This window comes from Streptomyces sp. NPDC051315 (genome assembly GCF_044455165.1).
GTDB lineage: Bacteria > Actinomycetota > Actinomycetes > Streptomycetales > Streptomycetaceae > Streptomyces.
In genome coordinates, this window is the sequence record NZ_JBITEN010000006.1 from 185034 (window position 1) to 201364 (window position 16331).

The following is a 16331-nucleotide window of genomic DNA, read 5'->3' on the forward strand; positions in this document are numbered from 1 at the left end:
TATTGACGTGCTGCTTTTCGTCGGGGTTCCATGCAGCGCCGGGAGCGGACGACGAGACCGTACAGCGAACCGCCGGAGGCGATAGCGCTCCCGACCCCACCCTCTGCCGCACGAGTCGATCGGAAACCGCCGCATGACCGACACGCTCCGCCCTGTCGAGACCGCCCTCCCCCAGGCGCCCGACAGCCCCCAGAAGCTGAAGCGCTCCATCGGTGTCGTCGGCGGCACCCTCCTCACCATCTCGTGCGTGACCCCCGCCTCCACGCTCTTCGTCGTGGTCCCCGACCTGTTCGGCTCGCTGGGCACCGCGACCGCCCTCACCATCGCGATCGGCTCGCTGCTCTGTATCGCCGTGGCGTTCTGCTACTCCGAGCTGGGCACCCTCATCCCCAGCGCGGGCGGTGAGTACGCCATGGTGTCGACGATGGCCGGACGTCTCGCGGGCTGGCTGGTCTTCGTCCTCTCGCTCCTGGTCGTGATGATCGTGCCGCCGGTGATCGCGATGGGCACGGCCGACTACCTGGCCCCGGTCGTCCACCTCGACCCGTCGATCGCCGGCGCCGGCGTCATGCTGCTGGCCACCCTCGCCGGCCTGCTCGACCTGCGGGCCAACGCCTGGATCACCGGCGTCTTCCTGGTCCTGGAGGTCATCGCGGCGGCCGTCGTCGCGGTCCTCGGCTTCGCCCACGCCGAACGCGGCCCGGCCAGCCTGCTGTCGATGGAGGTCGCCGGCGCCGACGGCCACACGGACACCGTCACCGCCCTGCTGATCGTCTCCGGCCTCGCCATCGCCCTCTTCGTCACCCAGGGCTTCTCCACCGCCGTCTACCTCTCCGAGGAGCTGGAGAACCCCCGCCGCAACGTCGCCCGCACGGTCCTCGCCACCCTCGCCATCTCCGCCGTGATCATCCTGGTCCCGGTCGTCGCGATCACCCTCGGCGCCTCCGACCTGGCCGAACTCACCGGGGGCGACATCAGCGCCATGGTCATCGCCTGGTCCGACACCGCCGTCGGCACCTTCGTCAGCCTCTGCGTGGCCCTCGCGATCATCAACGCCGGCATCGTCATGGTCATCCAGAACTCCCGCGTCCTGTTCGCCTCGGCCCGCGACAAGGCCTGGCCCGAGCCGGTCAACGGGGTCTTCGCCAAGCTCGGCCGGTTCGGCTCCCCCTGGGTCGCCACCCTCGCCGTCGGCGTCCCCGGCGCGGTCCTGTGCTTCGTCGACCTCGACACCCTGTACGGCGTCACCGGCGTCTCCGTGACCGGCATGTACCTGCTCGTCGCGGTCGCCGCCCTGCTCTCCCGCCGCGGCGCCCACCGCCACGCCCCCGCCTGGCGCATGCCGCTGTGGCCCGTGTTCCCCGTCCTGCTGATCGCGGTCCTCGCCTACATCCTCACCCAGCAGGAGACCGCCTACCTGCTGTGGACCGGCGGCATCACCGCGGCCGCCACCCTCTACTGGCTCCTCTACCTCCGGCCCCGCCGCGACACCCGCTGGCTGGTGTCGATCCCGGAGGACGCGCGGGCCTGACGCACCGCGCCCGCGGTACGCGACCACGGCCCCGTACGCCCCGGGGAGGTCACCCACCTCGGTCTCCGGTCGACATCTTGACGACAGGTTGACCCCGTACCGTTGACGCATGGATCTTCGACTGCCCGGACTGCGGCGGCCGCGACGGATCATGGCCGCCGTGGCCGCCGTCGCCGTGCTCGCCGGCGCGGGGACATGGACGGCCGTCGCGTCCGACGACCCGCCCCCGGTGCACCGCGCCGACCGGGTCATGGCCGTGAACGGGGTGCGCCTGGACACCTCGTACTTCACCTCGGGCCCGGACGGCCGCCGCCCCGCGGTCCTCCTGGGCCACGGCTTCGGCGGCTCCAAGGACGACCTCCGGCAGCAGGCCGAGGATCTCGCCCGCGACGGGTACGCGGTGCTGACCTGGTCGGCGCGCGGCTTCGGCAGGTCGACCGGGAAGATCGGGATCAACGACCCGAAGGGCGAGGTCGCCGACGTCTCCCGGCTGGTCGACTGGCTCGCGCAGCAGCCCCAGGTCCAGCTGGACAAGGCGGGCGACCCGCGCGTGGGCATGGCCGGCGCCTCCTACGGCGGCGCGATCTCCCTGCTCGGCGCGGGCCACGACGACCGGGTCGACGCCATCGCCCCGGCGATCACCTACTGGAACCTCGCGGACGCCCTCTTCCCCGACGGCGTCTTCAAGAAGCTGTGGACCGGCATCTTCTTCAACACCGGCGGCGGCTGCGCGAAGTTCGAGCCCACGTTGTGCGCGATGTACGAGCGGGTCGCCGAGTCCGGCACCCCCGACGCCGCCGCCCGCGAGCTGCTCGAGCAGCGCTCGCCGTCCGCCGTCGCCGACCGCATCAAGGTGCCCACCCTGCTCGTCCAGGGCCAGAGCGACTCCCTGTTCACCCTCGCCCAGTCCGACGCGGCCGAGAAGGCCATCCGCGCCAACGGCGCGCCCGTCGAGGTGGACTGGATCGCGGGCGGCCACGACGGCGGCGACATGGAGACCGGCCGCGTCCGGGCCCGCGTGACCTCCTGGTTCGACCGCTACCTCAAGGAGGACAAGGCCGCCGACACCGGCCCGGCCTTCCGGGTCACCCGCACCGGAGGCGTCGACTCCACCGACGGCGCCGCCCAGCTGCGCGGCGCCGTCGACGACACCTACCCCGGCCTGGACAGCGGCGACCGCACGATCGCCCTCACCGGCCGCGAGCAGTCCGTCACCAACCCGCCCGGCGCCACCCCGCCCGCCGTCTCCGCCCTGCCCGGCCTCGGCGGCGCCGGCGGCCTCGCCCAGCTGTCCTCCCTCGGCATCGGCGTCTCCCTCGACTTCCCCGGCCAGTTCGCCGCGTTCCAGTCGGCGCCGGTCACGGACGACCTGCGGATCACCGGCTCCCCGACCGCCACCGTCCACGTGACGTCGACGAGCGACGACGCCGTCCTCTTCGCCAAGGTCTACGACGTCGGCCCGGACGGCACCCAGCAGGTGCTGCCCTCCCAGCTCGTCGCCCCGGTCCGCGTCGAGGGCGCCAAGGCCGGCAAGGACGTGACGATCACGCTCCCGGCGATCGACCACGAGGTCGACAAGGGCCACCGCCTGCGGCTGGTCCTCGCCTCCACCGACCTCGGCTACGCCTCCCCGGCCGCCGCGGCGACGTACACCGTCTCCCTGAAGGGCGACCTGACGGTGCCCACCGCCCCCGGCGTGACCACCGCGGCCGCGCCGCTGCCGTCCTGGGTGTGGTGGCTGCCCCTCACCGGCGCGCTGATCGCCCTGGTCCTGCTGGCCACCGGCCGCCGCCGCGCCGCCACGCCCGCCCCCGACCCGGCCCTGGCCGACGTCCCGCTGCAGATCACCGGCCTGAGCAAGCGGTACGCCGGGTCCACCGACCGGTACGCCGTCAAGGAGCTCTCCTTCCGCGTGGAGAAGGGCCAGGTGCTGGGCCTCCTCGGCCCCAACGGGGCGGGCAAGACGACGACCCTGCGCATGCTGATGGGCCTGATCACGCCCGACGAGGGCGAGATCCGCGTCTTCGGGCACGCCATCCGCCCGGGCGCCGCCGTCCTCTCCCGGGTCGGCGCCTTCGTCGAGGGCGCCGGCTTCCTGCCGCACCTCTCCGGCCGGGAGAACCTGGAGCTGTACTGGCAGGCCACCGGCCGCCCGCCCGAGGACGCCCACCTCGAGGAGGCGCTGGAGATCGCCGGCCTCGGCGACGCCCTCGCCCGCGCGGTGCGCACCTACTCGCAGGGCATGCGCCAGCGCCTGGCCATCGCCCAGGCCATGCTCGGCCTGCCGGACCTGCTCATCCTGGACGAGCCGACCAACGGCCTCGACCCGCCCCAGATCCGTGAGATGCGGGAGGTGATGATCCGGTACGCGGCCGCCGGCCGCACGGTGATCGTCTCCAGCCACCTGCTGGCGGAGGTCGAGCAGTCCTGCACCCACCTCGTGGTCATGGACCGCGGCCGGCTGGTGCAGGCCGGCCCGGTCGCCGAGATCGTCGGCTCCGGCGACACCCTCCTCGTCGGCACCGCCACGCCCGTGGAGGAGCCGGTCGCCGAGAAGGTGGCCGAGCTGCCCGGCGTCGCCTCCGTCGTCCGCACCGACGACGGGCTCCTGGTCGGGCTCGAACCGGGGGGCACCGCCCAGCGCCTGGTCGCCGATCTCGTACGGCTCGACGTGCCCGTCCGGTCGGTGGGCCCGCACCGCCGCCTGGAAGACGCCTTCCTCACCCTGATCGGAGGCTCCGCATGAGCACGCTCACCGGACGGACCGAGCACAGCGCGCCCGTCGAGACCGCCTCCGGCTACCGGGCGTCCCGCACCCTGCCGTTGCGCGTCGAGCTGGTCCGCCAGCTCAAGCGCCGCCGCACCCTGGTCATGGGCGGCATCCTCGCCGCCCTGCCGTTCGTCCTGGTCGTCGCCTTCGCGATCGGCGGCGAGCCGGGCGGGGGCGACGACGGTGGCAACCGCATCAACCTGATGGACACGGCCACCGCGTCCGGCGCCAACTTCGCGGCGGTGAACCTGTTCGTCTCCGCGGGCTTCCTGCTGGTCATCCCCGTGGCCCTGTTCTGCGGCGACACGGTGGCGTCCGAGGCGAGCTGGTCCTCCCTGCGCTACCTCCTCGCCGCGCCCGTCCCACGCGCCCGGCTGCTGTGGTCCAAGCTCGTCGTCGGACTCGGCCTCAGCCTGGCCGCGATGGTCCTGCTGCCCGTCGTCGCCCTCGCCGTCGGCACCGCCGCCTACGGCTGGGGACCGCTCCAACTGCCCACGGGCGGCGCGCTCGACTCGGGCACGGCGGCGCAACGCCTCGTGGTCGTGGTGGCGTACGTCTTCGTCTCCCAACTGGTCACCGCGGGGCTCGCGTTCTGGCTGTCGACGAAGACGGACGCCCCGCTGGGCGCGGTGGGCGGCGCGGTCGGCCTGACCATCGTCGGCAACGTCCTCGACGCGGTCACGGCCCTCGGCGACTGGCGCCACTTCCTGCCCGCGCACTGGCAGTTCGCCTGGGCCGACGCCGTCCAGCCCACCCCCGAGTGGGCGGGCATGATCCAGGGCACGGCCGTCTCCGTCACGTACGCGCTCGTACTGTTCGCCCTGGCCTTCCGCGGTTTCGCCCGCAAGGACGTGGTGTCCTAGGTCACCGGAGGATCTCCCACCGGTCCCGGCGATCGCCCCCGCCCTCATCGAAACCCATCCGCAACCTCGCGTGCCGCACGTTCGCGCCCCCTGTGCCGTCACCGTCACGTCCATGGACGCCGACGGACGACACAGGGGGCACGCCAGATGGAAACCCACCGGACCCGGACCCACCGCACACGACGACTGATCGTCCGCACCGCCACCGCCACAGCCACCGCCGCGCTGATGCTGCTGACCGGCTGCGGCGCCGGCGGCGGACCGCACGGCACGAGCGCGGACCGCGCCGAACACGGCGGCTTCCCGGCCCCGGCCGACGGCGCCGGCGGCCCCGAGGCCGGCGCCCCCGCGGACCGCGGGCGGACGCCGGCGCAGGACCACCTCTCCACCTTCGCCCTCGACGTCGACACCGCCTCCTACGGCTACGCCCGCCGCGCCCTCGTCGACGGCCGGATCCCCGAGCCGTCGACGATCCGCCCGGAGGAGTTCGTCAACAGCTTCCGCCAGGACTACGAACGCCCCCACGGCGACGGCTTCACGGTCACCGTCGACGGCGCCCGCACCGGCGAGGACGACTGGTCCCTCCTGCGCGTGGGCCTCGCCACCCGCACCCCCGGGGAGACGGCCCGGCGCCCGCCCGCCGCGCTCACCTTCGTCATCGACGTCTCCGGCTCGATGGCCGAACCCGGCCGCCTCGACCTCGCCCGGCGGTCCCTCGCCGCCATGACGGACCGCCTGCGCGACGACGACTCGGTCGCCCTCGTCACCTTCGCCGACGAGGCCGAGACCGTCCTGCCGGCGACCCGGCTCGGCGACCACCGCGACCGCGTCCACCACGCCATCGACAGCCTGGAGCCCACCGCCTCCACCAACCTCGGCGCCGGCGTCGAGACCGGCTACGCCACCGCCGTCGAGGGCCTGCGCGAGGGCGCCACCAACCGTGTCGTCCTCGTCTCCGACGCCCTCGCCAACACCGGTGACACCGACGCGGACTCGATCCTGGAACGCGTCTCCACGGCCCGCCGCGAGCACGGCATCACCCTCTTCGGTGTCGGCGTCGGCAGCGACTACGGCGACGCGCTGATGGAACGCCTCGCCGACCGGGGCGACGGCCACACCACGTACGTGTCGGACGACGAGGACGCCGAGAAGGTCTTCTGCGAGGACCTCCCGCGGCACATCGACCTCACCGCCCGCGACGCCAAGGCCCAGGTCGCCTTCGACCCCGGGACGGTCGCCGAGTACCGCCTGATCGGCTACGACAACCGCCGGGTCGCCGACGACGACTTCCGCGACGACCGGGTCGACGGCGGCGAGGCCGGCCCCGGCCACACGGTCACCGCCCTCTACGCCGTCCGCACCAGGCCCGGCGCCGAGGGCCACCTCGCCACGGCCACCGTCCGCTGGCTCGACCCCACCACCCGCGCCCCGCACGAGGCCTCGGGCCGCCTGGCGACCGACGCCCTCCACGACGCCCTCACCGACGCCTCCGCACGCTTCCAGGTCACCGCCACCGCCGCCTACTTCGCCGACGCCCTGCGCCGGGGAGCCGGCGAGTGGAGCCCCCTGCCGGACGCCCCCACCCTCACCCAACTTCAGGAAACGGCGCGGGCCTTGGCGCGGCGGACCGAGGACCCGCAGGTGCGGGAGCTCGCCGAGACGATCGGCATGGCCCGCCGGGGCGGCAGCCGGTAGGACATCGGCACTCTCGCGGCCCGCCCTATTGACCATTCCTTACTTGTGAGTAAGTTGCCCTTCACCCCCTGCCAGCCGCACTGATCACCGGGAGCCGTCATGGGCATGCGCAAGGACCTGAAACGGGCGAAACGCCGCACCGACCTCGCCGCCCGCACCACGGTGGACGTCATCAGGGACGAGTCCGGCACCATACGCGAGGCCCGCTCCGCCCCCCTGGCCCCGCCCCTCGTCACCGGCAGCATCGCCGACCTCCCCTTCACCCACGCGGCCGAGGCCCCCGACGCCGTCACCCTGCGCCGCCCGGCCCCGGACGGCGGCTGGCGGCCGGTGACGGCGGCCGCCTTCGCCCGCGACGTCACCGCCGTCGCCAAGGGGTTGATCACCGCCGGCCTCGAACCGGGCGGCCGCGTCGTGGTGATGTCCCGCACCCGCTACGAGTGGACGGTCCTGGACTTCGCGATCTGGGCGGCCGGCGGCCAGACCGTCCCCGTCTACCCCACCTCCTCCGCCGACCAGGTGGAGTGGATCGTCCGCGACTCCGGCGCCCGCTTCGTCATCACCGAGACCTCCGGGAACACCGCCACGGTCACCACGGGCACGGCCCCCCACCAGGACCGGCCCCGCGTCTGGGAACTGGACGCACAGGGGCTCGCCGACCTCACCACCCTCGGCCGCGACCTCCCCGACGAGGAGGTCACCAAACGCCGCACCTCCCTCACCCCCGACACCACCGCCACCCTCTGCTACACCTCCGGCACCACCGGCAGGCCCAAGGGCTGCGTCCTCACCCACGCCAACCTGCACGCCGAGGCCGCCAACCTCCTCGAACTCCTCCACCCGATCTTCAAGGAGGTCACCGGCCAGACCGCCTCCACCCTCCTCTTCCTCCCCCTCGCCCACATCATGGGCCGCACCCTCCAGATCGCCTGTCTGATGGCCCGCATCGAGACCGGCCACTTCCCGAGCGTCAAACCCGACGAACTCCGCCCCGCCCTCAAGCGCTTCCGCCCGACCTTCCTCGTCGGCGTCCCCTACCTCTTCGAGCGCATCCACGACACCGGCCGCGCCACCGCCGAGAAGATGGGCCGCGCCGCCTCCTTCGACCGCGCCGAACGCGTCGCCGTCCGCTTCGGGGAGGCGCACCTGCGCGCGTTCCTCGGCACCGGCAAGGGCCCCACCCCCGGCCTCTACGCCGCCTGGGCCCTGTACGACCTGCTGGTCTACCGCCGTATCCGCAAGGAACTCGGCGGCCGCATGCGCTACGCCATCAGCGGTGGCTCACCCCTGGACCGCAGCCTCAACCTCTTCTTCTACGCGGCCGGCATCATCGTCTACGAGGGCTACGGCCTCACCGAGACCACCGCCGCCGCCACCATCGTCCCGCCGCTGAAACCCCGCCCCGGCACGGTCGGCCAGCCGGTCCCCGGCACCACCGTCCGCATCGCCGACGACGGCGAGATCCTCGTCAGGGGCGGCACCGTCTTCGGCGCCTACTGGAACAACCCGGCCGCCACGGACGCGGTCCTCACCGGCGACTGGTTCGCCACCGGCGACCTCGGCTCCCTCGACGAGGACGGCTACCTCACCATCACCGGCCGCAAGAAGGACCTCATCGTCACCTCCGGCGGCAAGAACGTCTCCCCGGCCGTCCTCGAGGACCGCCTGCGCAGCCGCGCACCGGTCGGCCAGTGCCTGGTCGTCGGCGACAACCGCCCCTTCGTCGGCGCCCTGATCACCCTCGACCCCGACGCGATCGCCCACTGGCTCGCCGTACGCAAGCTCCCCGCCGACACCCCGCTCGCCGAGGTGATCCGTGACCCCCGTCTGCGTGAGGACGTCCAGCGGGCCGTCGACTACGCCAACGAGGCAGTCTCCCGGGCCGAGTCGATCCGCGCCTTCACCCTGGTCGAGGGCGACTTCACCGAGGAGAACGGTCTGCTCACCCCTTCCCTGAAGGTCAAGCGGCACGAGGCGACGGCCCGCTACCGCGAGCAGATCGAGGAGCTGTACCGCCGGTGAGCAGCACAACGGCGGGTCACCGGAGGAACCGGTGACCCGCCGTCGGCGGCCTGGGGCCGAAGCTCAGCGGCTGACCGATCCGTTGCCGGACAGCAGCGAGATGTCGTCGAGGATGTGAGACAGCGGCTCGTCGCCCTTGGCCTGGGTGCTGTTCTCGACGCACTGCTGGTACTGCGGGGACGACAGGAGGTTGTTCTCCTGGACCGTGACCGGCACGATGCCCACGAGCGAACCGGCGTTGACCGTGGCCGGCGCACCGACGCACGGCTTGTTCAGCGAGCCCTGGACCAGCGTGAGCTGCGGGCTCTGCTTGCCGAACGTGGCCGAGTTGCCGAACTCCGACGAGGCACCGTTGCCGCTGGCGGAGGTGGTGCCGCTGTCGTCACCGATGGCCAGGGCCTGCGACGTGGACGCGAACGTCACACCGGCCAGGGAGGCGGCGACAGCCGCGGTTGCCCACAGCTTCTTCATGTTCATTCCCTTCGAGAAGCGCGAACTCCGGGGGAGGAGCTGCATGATCGTCAACGCCCCACGCCCTGCGGGGTTGCGGACTGTGCCCCGATTGGCCCAACGCGCCGGCGGGACGACCGCACGCCCCTCACGAGCACGCGTAGGCGCTCCCGCGAACGGGCGCGGGGGAGCCGACGATGCTCGGCGGTTCCTTCGGCCTGGGGTGCGTCCCCTTCTCCACCAGCGGCCGGTCCGCGCGGATGCGCGCGAACAGCGCGTCCGCCTTCTCCCGGTCCCACATCAGTGCCGAGCCGACGCCCGCCTCGGCCGGGGCGAGCCTGCCGATCGGCACGGTGGTGAACTCCGTTGCCGACGCGGGCAGCCGGTGCAACGCGGCCGCCAGCCGCGCCAGGTCGACGAAACCGAAGCCCTGCGGCCCCGATCCCAGCAGCGTGCGCACCATGCGTGCCGTCCGCGCCGGTTCGGACAGCACCCCGCTCACCCGCACCTGCCGCAACGCCTGTACGAGGAACCGCTGCTGACGCCGGATCCGCCCGAGGTCGGCGCTGCCGTCGGCATGCCGCGCGCGGACGTACTGCAACGCCCGCCCGCCGCCCAGCCGGTGCGTGCCGGGCGCGAGGTCGATCCCGGTCGCGGAGTCCCGCAACCGCCGCGGTGTGCACACCTCGACGCCGCCGACCTCGTCGACGGTGTCCATGAAGCGGCGGAAGTCGACCTGGAGATGGCGGTCGACCGAGACCCCGGTCATCGACTCGACGGTCCGTACGGCGAGCTCCGGGCCGCCCTCCCGGAACGCGGCGTTGATCTTCGCCGGATGGGCCGGCCGCTCCCGCCCGCCGGCCTGGTCGCGGTGCGCGGGGATCCGCGCGTAGGAGTCCCGGGGCAGCCCGATCACACTGACGCGGTCCCGGCGGGCGGAGAGGTGGACCAGCATCAGGACGTCGGTGCAGCCGCACGCCCGTCCACCCGCGTGGAACGCGCGCCGCTCCGCGTCGGTGATGGTGTCCCGCCCGTCGGTCCCCATCACCAGGATGTTCATCGCGCGCGGGGCGTCCTGCCGGCCGGGCAGCGCGGTGCCGCTGCCGAGCAGGGCGCCCATGGTCGCCAGGACGACCGACGCCATCGCCGGACGGCGAAGCCGGCGGTATCTCTTCATCGTCACGGGCCGCACGCTAGAACAGCGGGCCGCCGGTGGTCCGGCGGCCCGCTGGCGGGGTGGAGAAACCACCCCTGGGCTCAGCAAGTGAACCCGTTCACCTCGTCCCGTCTCAGGGGTTGACGGAGCCGTTGCCGGCGAGCACCGAGATGTCGTCGAGGATGTGCGACAGCGGCTCGTCGCCCTTGGCCTGGGTGCTGTTCTCGACGCACTGCTGGTTCTGCGGGGAGGACAGGACATTGATGTCCTGGACCGTGATGGGGACGGCGCCGACGATCGAACCGGCGTTGACCTTGGCCGGCAGACCGAGGCAGGGCTTGTTGAAGGAGCCCTGGATGAGCGCCATCTGCGGGCTCATGTCGCCGTAGGTGGCGGAGTTGCCGAACTCCTGGCGCGCGCCGTTGCCGCTGGCGGAGGTGGTGCCGCTGTCGTTGCCGATGGCGAGCGCGGGGGCAGCGGCGGCGCCGACGACGGAAGCGGCGACCGCGGCGGTGGCCAGTACCTTCTTGATCACGTGCTATTCCCTTCTCGAGAAACCCCGTCCATCGGAGCGCTCTGGTCAACTCCTCCGGCGGCGTTTGGTTGTCCCCGTTCACTCCGATGGCCGACAGTGGAGCAGCGGTCGTGACGGCCTGACTTCTATCGGGTGAAGCGTCGCCACCACCCCCCGTACACCGGGTTGAGCCGGGGGCGGGCACACGGTCCTGACGCCGCAGCCGGGACAGGGAGAGAAGACCACCGGCCGCCGACGGTCTTTTCATTTCTTCTCCTTTTTCGCAGGCGAAGCGTTCTTTCCCTGATGACCTGTGCCCACGGGGCCGATGTGTCGGTTCTGTGAAGGCGTTCGAGTGAATTCCCCGGCGGCGCGCGTTCATGAGTTTCTTCCGCCGTATACCTCTCGTTTGCAGCCCGCAGGTCGTGGTGCGAGCCGTTCCGACTGAGCTCGCCGGTTCCGACCGTCATCGGGGCGTGGCCGCGGAGAAGGGAACGTCATGAAGGAGACCGCTGCTGTGGTCGCGGGTCCGGTCCTTGCCTCGCCGGTGCCAACGGTGCCGTCATCGGTTCGCCGGGTGCCCTCTCCGACAACGCAATCCAGGCTCCCCTCCACATCCCGATCGACGTGCGCGGCAACACGGTCAACGGCATCGCCGCGCTGAACCCGGCGGGCGGCAACGTCTGCATCAACGACTGACGGTGTGTCACACCGGCCGTAGAGCCGGGTTTCTGGCCGGCCTTGGGAGAACCGCTCCACGTTCCAGGCCGGCTTTTCCCACTTCTTCAAGCAGGAAGACCACGAGATTGCGACAGACCCTGAGCAAGGGAATGGTCGCGGCGGCAGCCGCGACGAGCATTCTGTCCCTGTGCGGCGGTACCGCACTCGCCGACACGCACGCGGACGGAACCGCGAGGAACTCGCCCGGCGTCGCCTCGGGCAACGACATCCAGGTCCCCGTCGACATCCCGTTGAACGTCTGCGGCAACTCCGTCGACGTCGCCGCCGCGCTCAATGCGGCCTTCGGCAACAACTGCGCCAACACCTCCGACGCCTCCAAGGACCGCGGCCGGCCCGGCGCACCCCACCGCGACGCCGATGGCGACTCGGACTACGGCGATTCCGGGCACGGGGATTCCAGTGATTCGGGCTACGGCGATTCCGGGCACGGCGATTCGAGCGATTCGGGCTACGGCGATTCCGGGCACGGGGATTCGAGCGATTCGGGCTACGGCGACTCCGGCCACGGCGATTCCAGCGACTCGGGCCACGGCGACTCCGGCCACGGGGATTCGAGCGATTCGGGCCACGGCGACGACGACTCGGGTTACGGGTCCACGCCGCCTCCGGACGGAGGCGGGCACACGAACCCGCCTCCGGGTGGCGGTGACAACACGACGCCTCCGGGTGGCGGTGACAACACGACGCCTCCGGGCGGTGGCGACAACACGACGCCTCCGGGCGGTGGCGACAACACGACGCCTCCGGGCGGTGGCGACAACACGACGCCTGGGGGCGGTGGCGACAACACGACGCCTGGGGGCGGTGGCGACAACACGACGCCTGGGGGCGGGGGTGACAACACCAAGCCCCCGAGCGGCGGCGACCACACGACCCCGCCCCACAACGGCGGGGACCACACCACGCCGTCCCACACCGGCGGCAAGCCGCCCGAGCTGCCCCACACCGGCAGCGAGGAGGGTCTGATGGCCGCCTCGGGCGTCAGCGCCGCGCTGATCACCGCCGGCGCCCTGCTGTACCGGCGAGGCCGAGCCGCGTCCCGTCGGTGAACGCACGGGTGCCGGACGCGCCGCGTCCGGCACCCGCCCCTCCCGCACGCCCGCACCGCGCCCCGCCGCTCCCGGTCTCCGGGACCCCCCGCCGACCGGCGTCCCCGCGGGCAGCCGGCGCCGTACCCCGCGCAGGCGGGTCAGGAACAGGCCGGGTGCGAGCACTGCGGCGATGGGGTGCCCGGTCTCGACGAACCCGCACCCGGCACCTCCAGCCGCACCCAGCCCGGCACCGGCCGGGCCGTCGGCACCTGCTGACCCGCCCGCACCTCCACCGCCGTCTCCACGGGAGGAGAGGGACCGGCCGTACCGGTCCGGGCCGGCCACCGGCAGGGCGTACCTCAGCGCCCGCACGCCTTCTCGCCGCCGGTCGCGTCGGTCACGTCCGGCGCACCGGGCAGGCCGGGCGGGGACGACGGCGGCGGGAACGCCTGACGGACCACGCGCGCGGTCTCGGCGGGGGTGCCCGACGGGCGGGGGCGGCGCAAGCGTCCCAGCAGCCGGCGGGTGACGTGGGCGGACCACAGGCCCCACATCACCCGGCCGGGAACGCCGTCGTCCCCCGCGTGCCAGGCGAGTTCGCGGCCGCGCGGGGCCGGGCGCAGGGCGGCCAGGGGCGCGTAGTTCTCCACCACGAAGGCCCGCCCGGGGCGCGGATCCCCCTCCGGAAGCGGACGGTGGGTCAGATCCAGGTGCTGGGCGCGTACGACGTCCAGCCCGGCGGTGTCGCTGAAGAGGCGGAACTGGGCGCCGGGGCGCGGGTTGAAGTCGAGCAGGTGGTAGCGGCCGGTGGTGCCGCAGCGGCGGAAGTCGAGGTCGAAGATGCCGCGGTAACCCAGTTCGGCGGTGAGCCGCTCGGACAGCTCCCGCACCCGCGGGTTCGGGGACCACTCGCCCACCGCCGTCAGACCCGCCCCGCGCGGCCAGGAGCACAGCTTGCGCCCGGAGCCTCCGCCGCGCACCGCGCCCGAGCGGTCGGCGTACCCGTGGAAGAACCAGTCGCGGCCGGGGCCCGGCGGCAGGAACTCCTGGAGCAGCAGCCGGCTGCCCGCCTCCTCGGAGCGCTGGTACAGGTCCCGGGCCTCCTGCGGGGAGCGCACCACGACCGTGCTGCGCAGCCCCGCCCCGGGCGGCAGCAGCCAGGGCCGGCTCCACTTCGCCACCACCGGCAGGCCGAGCCGCCAGGCGGCGTCGGAGGCCTGCGTGGTGCTCTCCGGGACCACTGTGCGCGGGTGCGGTACGTCCGCCGCCGCGCACATCCCGGCCAACTCGGCCTTGTCGGCGACCTGTTCGGGCAGAGTTCCGGGCTGCTGCGGTAGCAGGTAGGCGGGCGCCAGTTCCGCGCGGAGCCGACCGACCGCGACCGCGCCCGCGTCGTCCATGGGGATCAGCACGGCGGGCCGTTCGATGCGGGCGGCCACCCGCAGCAGCACGGCGGCGATGTCGGCGGGGGCGGCGCCGGACGGCGGTGGGGAGTGCAGCCGCCCCACGAAACGGGAGGTGCGCACGGGACTTCCCGTCACGTCGGCGATCACATGGACGTCGACGCCGGCTCTGCCGAGTGAGCGCACGGCACCGAGCGTTCCGTGGTGAAAGGGATTCCGGTCGATCCGCAGCAGTACGGCGGGGACGCGGGTGTCGAGCAGCGACACGGGATTTTCCTTCGGGTCGGTTCACCGGTGCGGGCGATCAGGGCACTCGAAAGCCGTAACGGCGGTGGCGTGATTCCTTTTCGTGTGACTTTCATATGACTGAGTGTCAGTGGAGAAAGGCGGCGGAACGAGCGACGGAACCAGAGGTGGGCCGAGCGGCAGGGCGCGCAACGGGGCGAGCGGAGAAGCGAACTGAAAAACGGACAAGGAGCAAGCGGGGAAACGAACACAGAAACGAACACGGAATCCAGCAGCAAGAAGGGCGGAGGAAGAGTGGAGAAAGGAGCAGGCATGGGCCCACGGCAACGACGCGCCCGGTCCCGACGGCTGGCCGTCGTCGCGGCGACGGTCGCGGTGTCGGCGGCGCTCGTGTCCGGCCCCGGATTCGCCGCGGGCGCGGGCGCGGTGGTCGCCGAGCCTCCCGCTCCCACGCCGACCGCCCCGGCAGTCGGCACACCGTCTGCCCCGGCGCCCGTGCCGACCGTCCCGGCCGCCGTGCCGACCGTCCCGGCCGTGCCGGAACCGAGTACGGTCCCGCCCCCCGCCCCTGCAGTCGCCACACCCTCCGCCCCGGCGCCCGCGGAGACCGTCCCGGCCGCCGTGCCGACCGTCCCGGCCGTGCCGGAACCGAGTACGGCCCCGCCCCCCGCCCCTGCAGTCGCCACACCCTCCGCCCCGGCGCCCGCGCCGACCGCCCCGGCCGGCGCGCCGACCGTCCCGGCCGTGCCGGAACCGAGTACGGTCCCGCCCCCCGACCCGGCAGTCGGCACGCCGTCCCCCGGGGCGCGCCCCGCCTTCGGCGCCTACCTCGACTACGGTGCCCGGGGCGTGGCCGGGATGGCCCTGCTCAGCGAGTGGCTGGGCGGCGCCGAACTGCGGGTCGGCCACACCTACCTGCCGGGCGACCGGTGGAGCAACATCGAGGGCCGGGTCGGGTTCCTCGACGTGTGGGCCGACTGGCGCAAGGAGAAGGACGACCGGATGCTCGTCCTCAACGTCCCCATGCTGGAACGCAACGAGGAGGGCGTCCCGGACCACGAGGTGCGCAAGTTGCTGCGGCAGGGTGCGGCCGGACAGTTCGGTCACCACTTCAGCGCGCTGGCCGAGCGGCTGGTCGGTCTGCGGGTGCCGGACACCGTGATCGTGCTCGGCTGGGAGATGAACGGCACCACGTACACCCATCGCTGCGGGCCCGACCCGGAGGCCTGGAAGACGTACTGGAACCGGATCGTCAGCGCCATGCGTGCGGTGCCGGGGCAGGGATTCACCTTCGACTTCACGCCGAACCGCGGCCGGGACGCCGTTCCGTGGACCCATTGCTATCCGGGGGACGACACGGTCGACATCGTCGGAATGGATTCCTACGACCAGCCGGCCGGTCTCTCGTTCGACGAACAGGTGAGAGAGCCGTACGGGCTCCAGGACCACGTGGACTTCGCGAAAAGCCACGGCAAACCCATCTCCTACCCGGAATGGGGTCTGTTCCGCAACGGAGACAACCCCGCGTACATGCGGCGGATGCTCGCCTGGATGGACGAGCACCAGCCGCTGTACAACACGCTGACCGACTACTGCCCGCACGGCGTGTGGCAGTGCTCGCACAATCCGAAGGCGTCGGAGGTCTACCGCGCGGTGCTCTCCGGCCGCCCCGACGGGCCGGTGACCGGGCCGACGACACCCACGCCGACGACACCGGCACCCACGACGGCCGCGCCCACCCCACCCACCCCACCGCATCCCCCGAAGGAGCCCACCACCCCACCGGCCTCCCGGCCCCCGGCGAGCTGCCCGCCGCTGGACCTCGGCTGGATCGAGCACTGGCTCGGCCGCAGGATCTGCGTCCGCCTGGACCGGTGGTCGCCCCAACGGTGACCCGGCGGTCCGGTAC

Annotated in this window: 12 protein-coding genes; 8 read left to right on the top strand and 4 right to left on the bottom strand. The window is 72.9% G+C overall.

What is annotated here, in order from left to right; all coding sequences use genetic code 11:
- Positions 1-133: 133 nt before the first annotated feature.
- From ACIBBD_RS14280 to ACIBBD_RS14300, 5 genes are all read left to right on the top strand, one after another.
- Positions 134-1531 carry an APC family permease gene (locus tag ACIBBD_RS14280; protein WP_399419662.1) on the top strand — a complete coding sequence of 466 codons (1398 nt, stop codon included), beginning with the start codon at positions 134-136 and terminating at the stop codon, positions 1529-1531.
- Positions 1532-1640: 109 nt separating this feature from the next.
- A complete protein-coding gene (locus tag ACIBBD_RS14285; RefSeq protein WP_399419663.1) occupies positions 1641-4277 on the top strand; it encodes an alpha/beta fold hydrolase in 2637 nt (878 codons plus the stop codon).
- The gene (locus ACIBBD_RS14290; protein WP_399419664.1) at positions 4274-5164 is read left to right on the top strand and encodes an ABC transporter permease; all 891 of its coding nucleotides are present in this window, start codon (positions 4274-4276) and stop codon (positions 5162-5164) included. The genes ACIBBD_RS14285 and ACIBBD_RS14290 overlap by 4 nt, the downstream gene beginning before the upstream one ends.
- A gap of 147 nt (positions 5165-5311) precedes the next feature.
- Positions 5312-6859 carry a von Willebrand factor type A domain-containing protein gene (locus ACIBBD_RS14295; RefSeq protein ID WP_399419665.1) on the top strand — a complete coding sequence of 516 codons (1548 nt, stop codon included), beginning with the start codon at positions 5312-5314 and terminating at the stop codon, positions 6857-6859.
- A 99-nt stretch (positions 6860-6958) separates the two neighbouring features.
- Positions 6959-8881, top strand: coding sequence for an AMP-dependent synthetase/ligase (locus tag ACIBBD_RS14300; RefSeq protein ID WP_399419666.1), 1923 nt, complete (start codon positions 6959-6961; stop codon positions 8879-8881).
- A gap of 63 nt (positions 8882-8944) precedes the next feature.
- Here ACIBBD_RS14300 and ACIBBD_RS14305 read toward each other — a convergent pair whose 3' ends face one another.
- The 3 genes from ACIBBD_RS14305 to ACIBBD_RS14315 form a co-directional block, all read right to left on the bottom strand.
- Positions 8945-9352, bottom strand: a complete 408-nt coding sequence (locus ACIBBD_RS14305; protein ID WP_399419667.1) for a rodlin — start codon at positions 9350-9352, stop codon at positions 8945-8947.
- Positions 9353-9479: 127 nt separating this feature from the next.
- Positions 9480-10508: an LCP family protein gene (locus tag ACIBBD_RS14310; protein WP_399419816.1), complete on the bottom strand. Its 1029-nt coding sequence runs from the start codon at positions 10506-10508 to the stop codon at positions 9480-9482.
- A gap of 112 nt (positions 10509-10620) precedes the next feature.
- Positions 10621-11022 carry a rodlin gene (locus tag ACIBBD_RS14315; protein ID WP_399419668.1) on the bottom strand — a complete coding sequence of 134 codons (402 nt, stop codon included), beginning with the start codon at positions 11020-11022 and terminating at the stop codon, positions 10621-10623.
- Between the two features lie 576 nt (positions 11023-11598).
- On the opposite strand from ACIBBD_RS14315, the gene ACIBBD_RS14320 reads away from it, so the two are divergent.
- Together ACIBBD_RS14320 and ACIBBD_RS14325 are read left to right on the top strand one after the other, a co-directional pair.
- Positions 11599-11700 (top strand): chaplin family protein, encoded by a 102-nt coding sequence (locus ACIBBD_RS14320; protein WP_399419817.1) that lies wholly within the window; start codon positions 11599-11601, stop codon positions 11698-11700.
- A gap of 107 nt (positions 11701-11807) precedes the next feature.
- Complete coding sequence (locus ACIBBD_RS14325; protein ID WP_399419669.1) at positions 11808-12791, top strand: chaplin family protein; 984 nt, start codon at positions 11808-11810, stop codon at positions 12789-12791.
- Between the two features lie 341 nt (positions 12792-13132).
- Here ACIBBD_RS14325 and ACIBBD_RS14330 read toward each other — a convergent pair whose 3' ends face one another.
- Positions 13133-14443, bottom strand: a complete 1311-nt coding sequence (locus ACIBBD_RS14330) for an ATP-grasp domain-containing protein (protein ID WP_399419670.1) — start codon at positions 14441-14443, stop codon at positions 13133-13135.
- Positions 14444-14734: 291 nt separating this feature from the next.
- Here ACIBBD_RS14330 and ACIBBD_RS14335 point away from each other — a divergent pair, with 291 nt between their 5' ends.
- Positions 14735-16315 (top strand): glycoside hydrolase family 26 protein, encoded by a 1581-nt coding sequence (locus tag ACIBBD_RS14335; RefSeq protein WP_399419671.1) that lies wholly within the window; start codon positions 14735-14737, stop codon positions 16313-16315.
- Positions 16316-16331: the final 16 nt, after the last annotated feature.

Bases quoted from the DNA above. Each gene is read 5' to 3' on its own strand.
- ACIBBD_RS14310 (WP_399419816.1), bottom strand. From the start codon at position 10,508: ATGAAGAGATACCGCCGGCTTCGCCGTCCGGCGATGGCGTCGGTCGTC.
- ACIBBD_RS14285 (WP_399419663.1), top strand. From the start codon at position 1,641: ATGGATCTTCGACTGCCCGGACTGCGGCGGCCGCGACGGATCATGGCC.
- ACIBBD_RS14280 (WP_399419662.1), top strand. From the start codon at position 134: ATGACCGACACGCTCCGCCCTGTCGAGACCGCCCTCCCCCAGGCGCCC.
- ACIBBD_RS14335 (WP_399419671.1), top strand. From the start codon at position 14,735: ATGGGCCCACGGCAACGACGCGCCCGGTCCCGACGGCTGGCCGTCGTC.
- ACIBBD_RS14300 (WP_399419666.1), top strand. From the start codon at position 6,959: ATGGGCATGCGCAAGGACCTGAAACGGGCGAAACGCCGCACCGACCTC.
- ACIBBD_RS14305 (WP_399419667.1), bottom strand. From the start codon at position 9,352: ATGAAGAAGCTGTGGGCAACCGCGGCTGTCGCCGCCTCCCTGGCCGGT.
- ACIBBD_RS14290 (WP_399419664.1), top strand. From the start codon at position 4,274: ATGAGCACGCTCACCGGACGGACCGAGCACAGCGCGCCCGTCGAGACC.
- ACIBBD_RS14295 (WP_399419665.1), top strand. From the start codon at position 5,312: ATGGAAACCCACCGGACCCGGACCCACCGCACACGACGACTGATCGTC.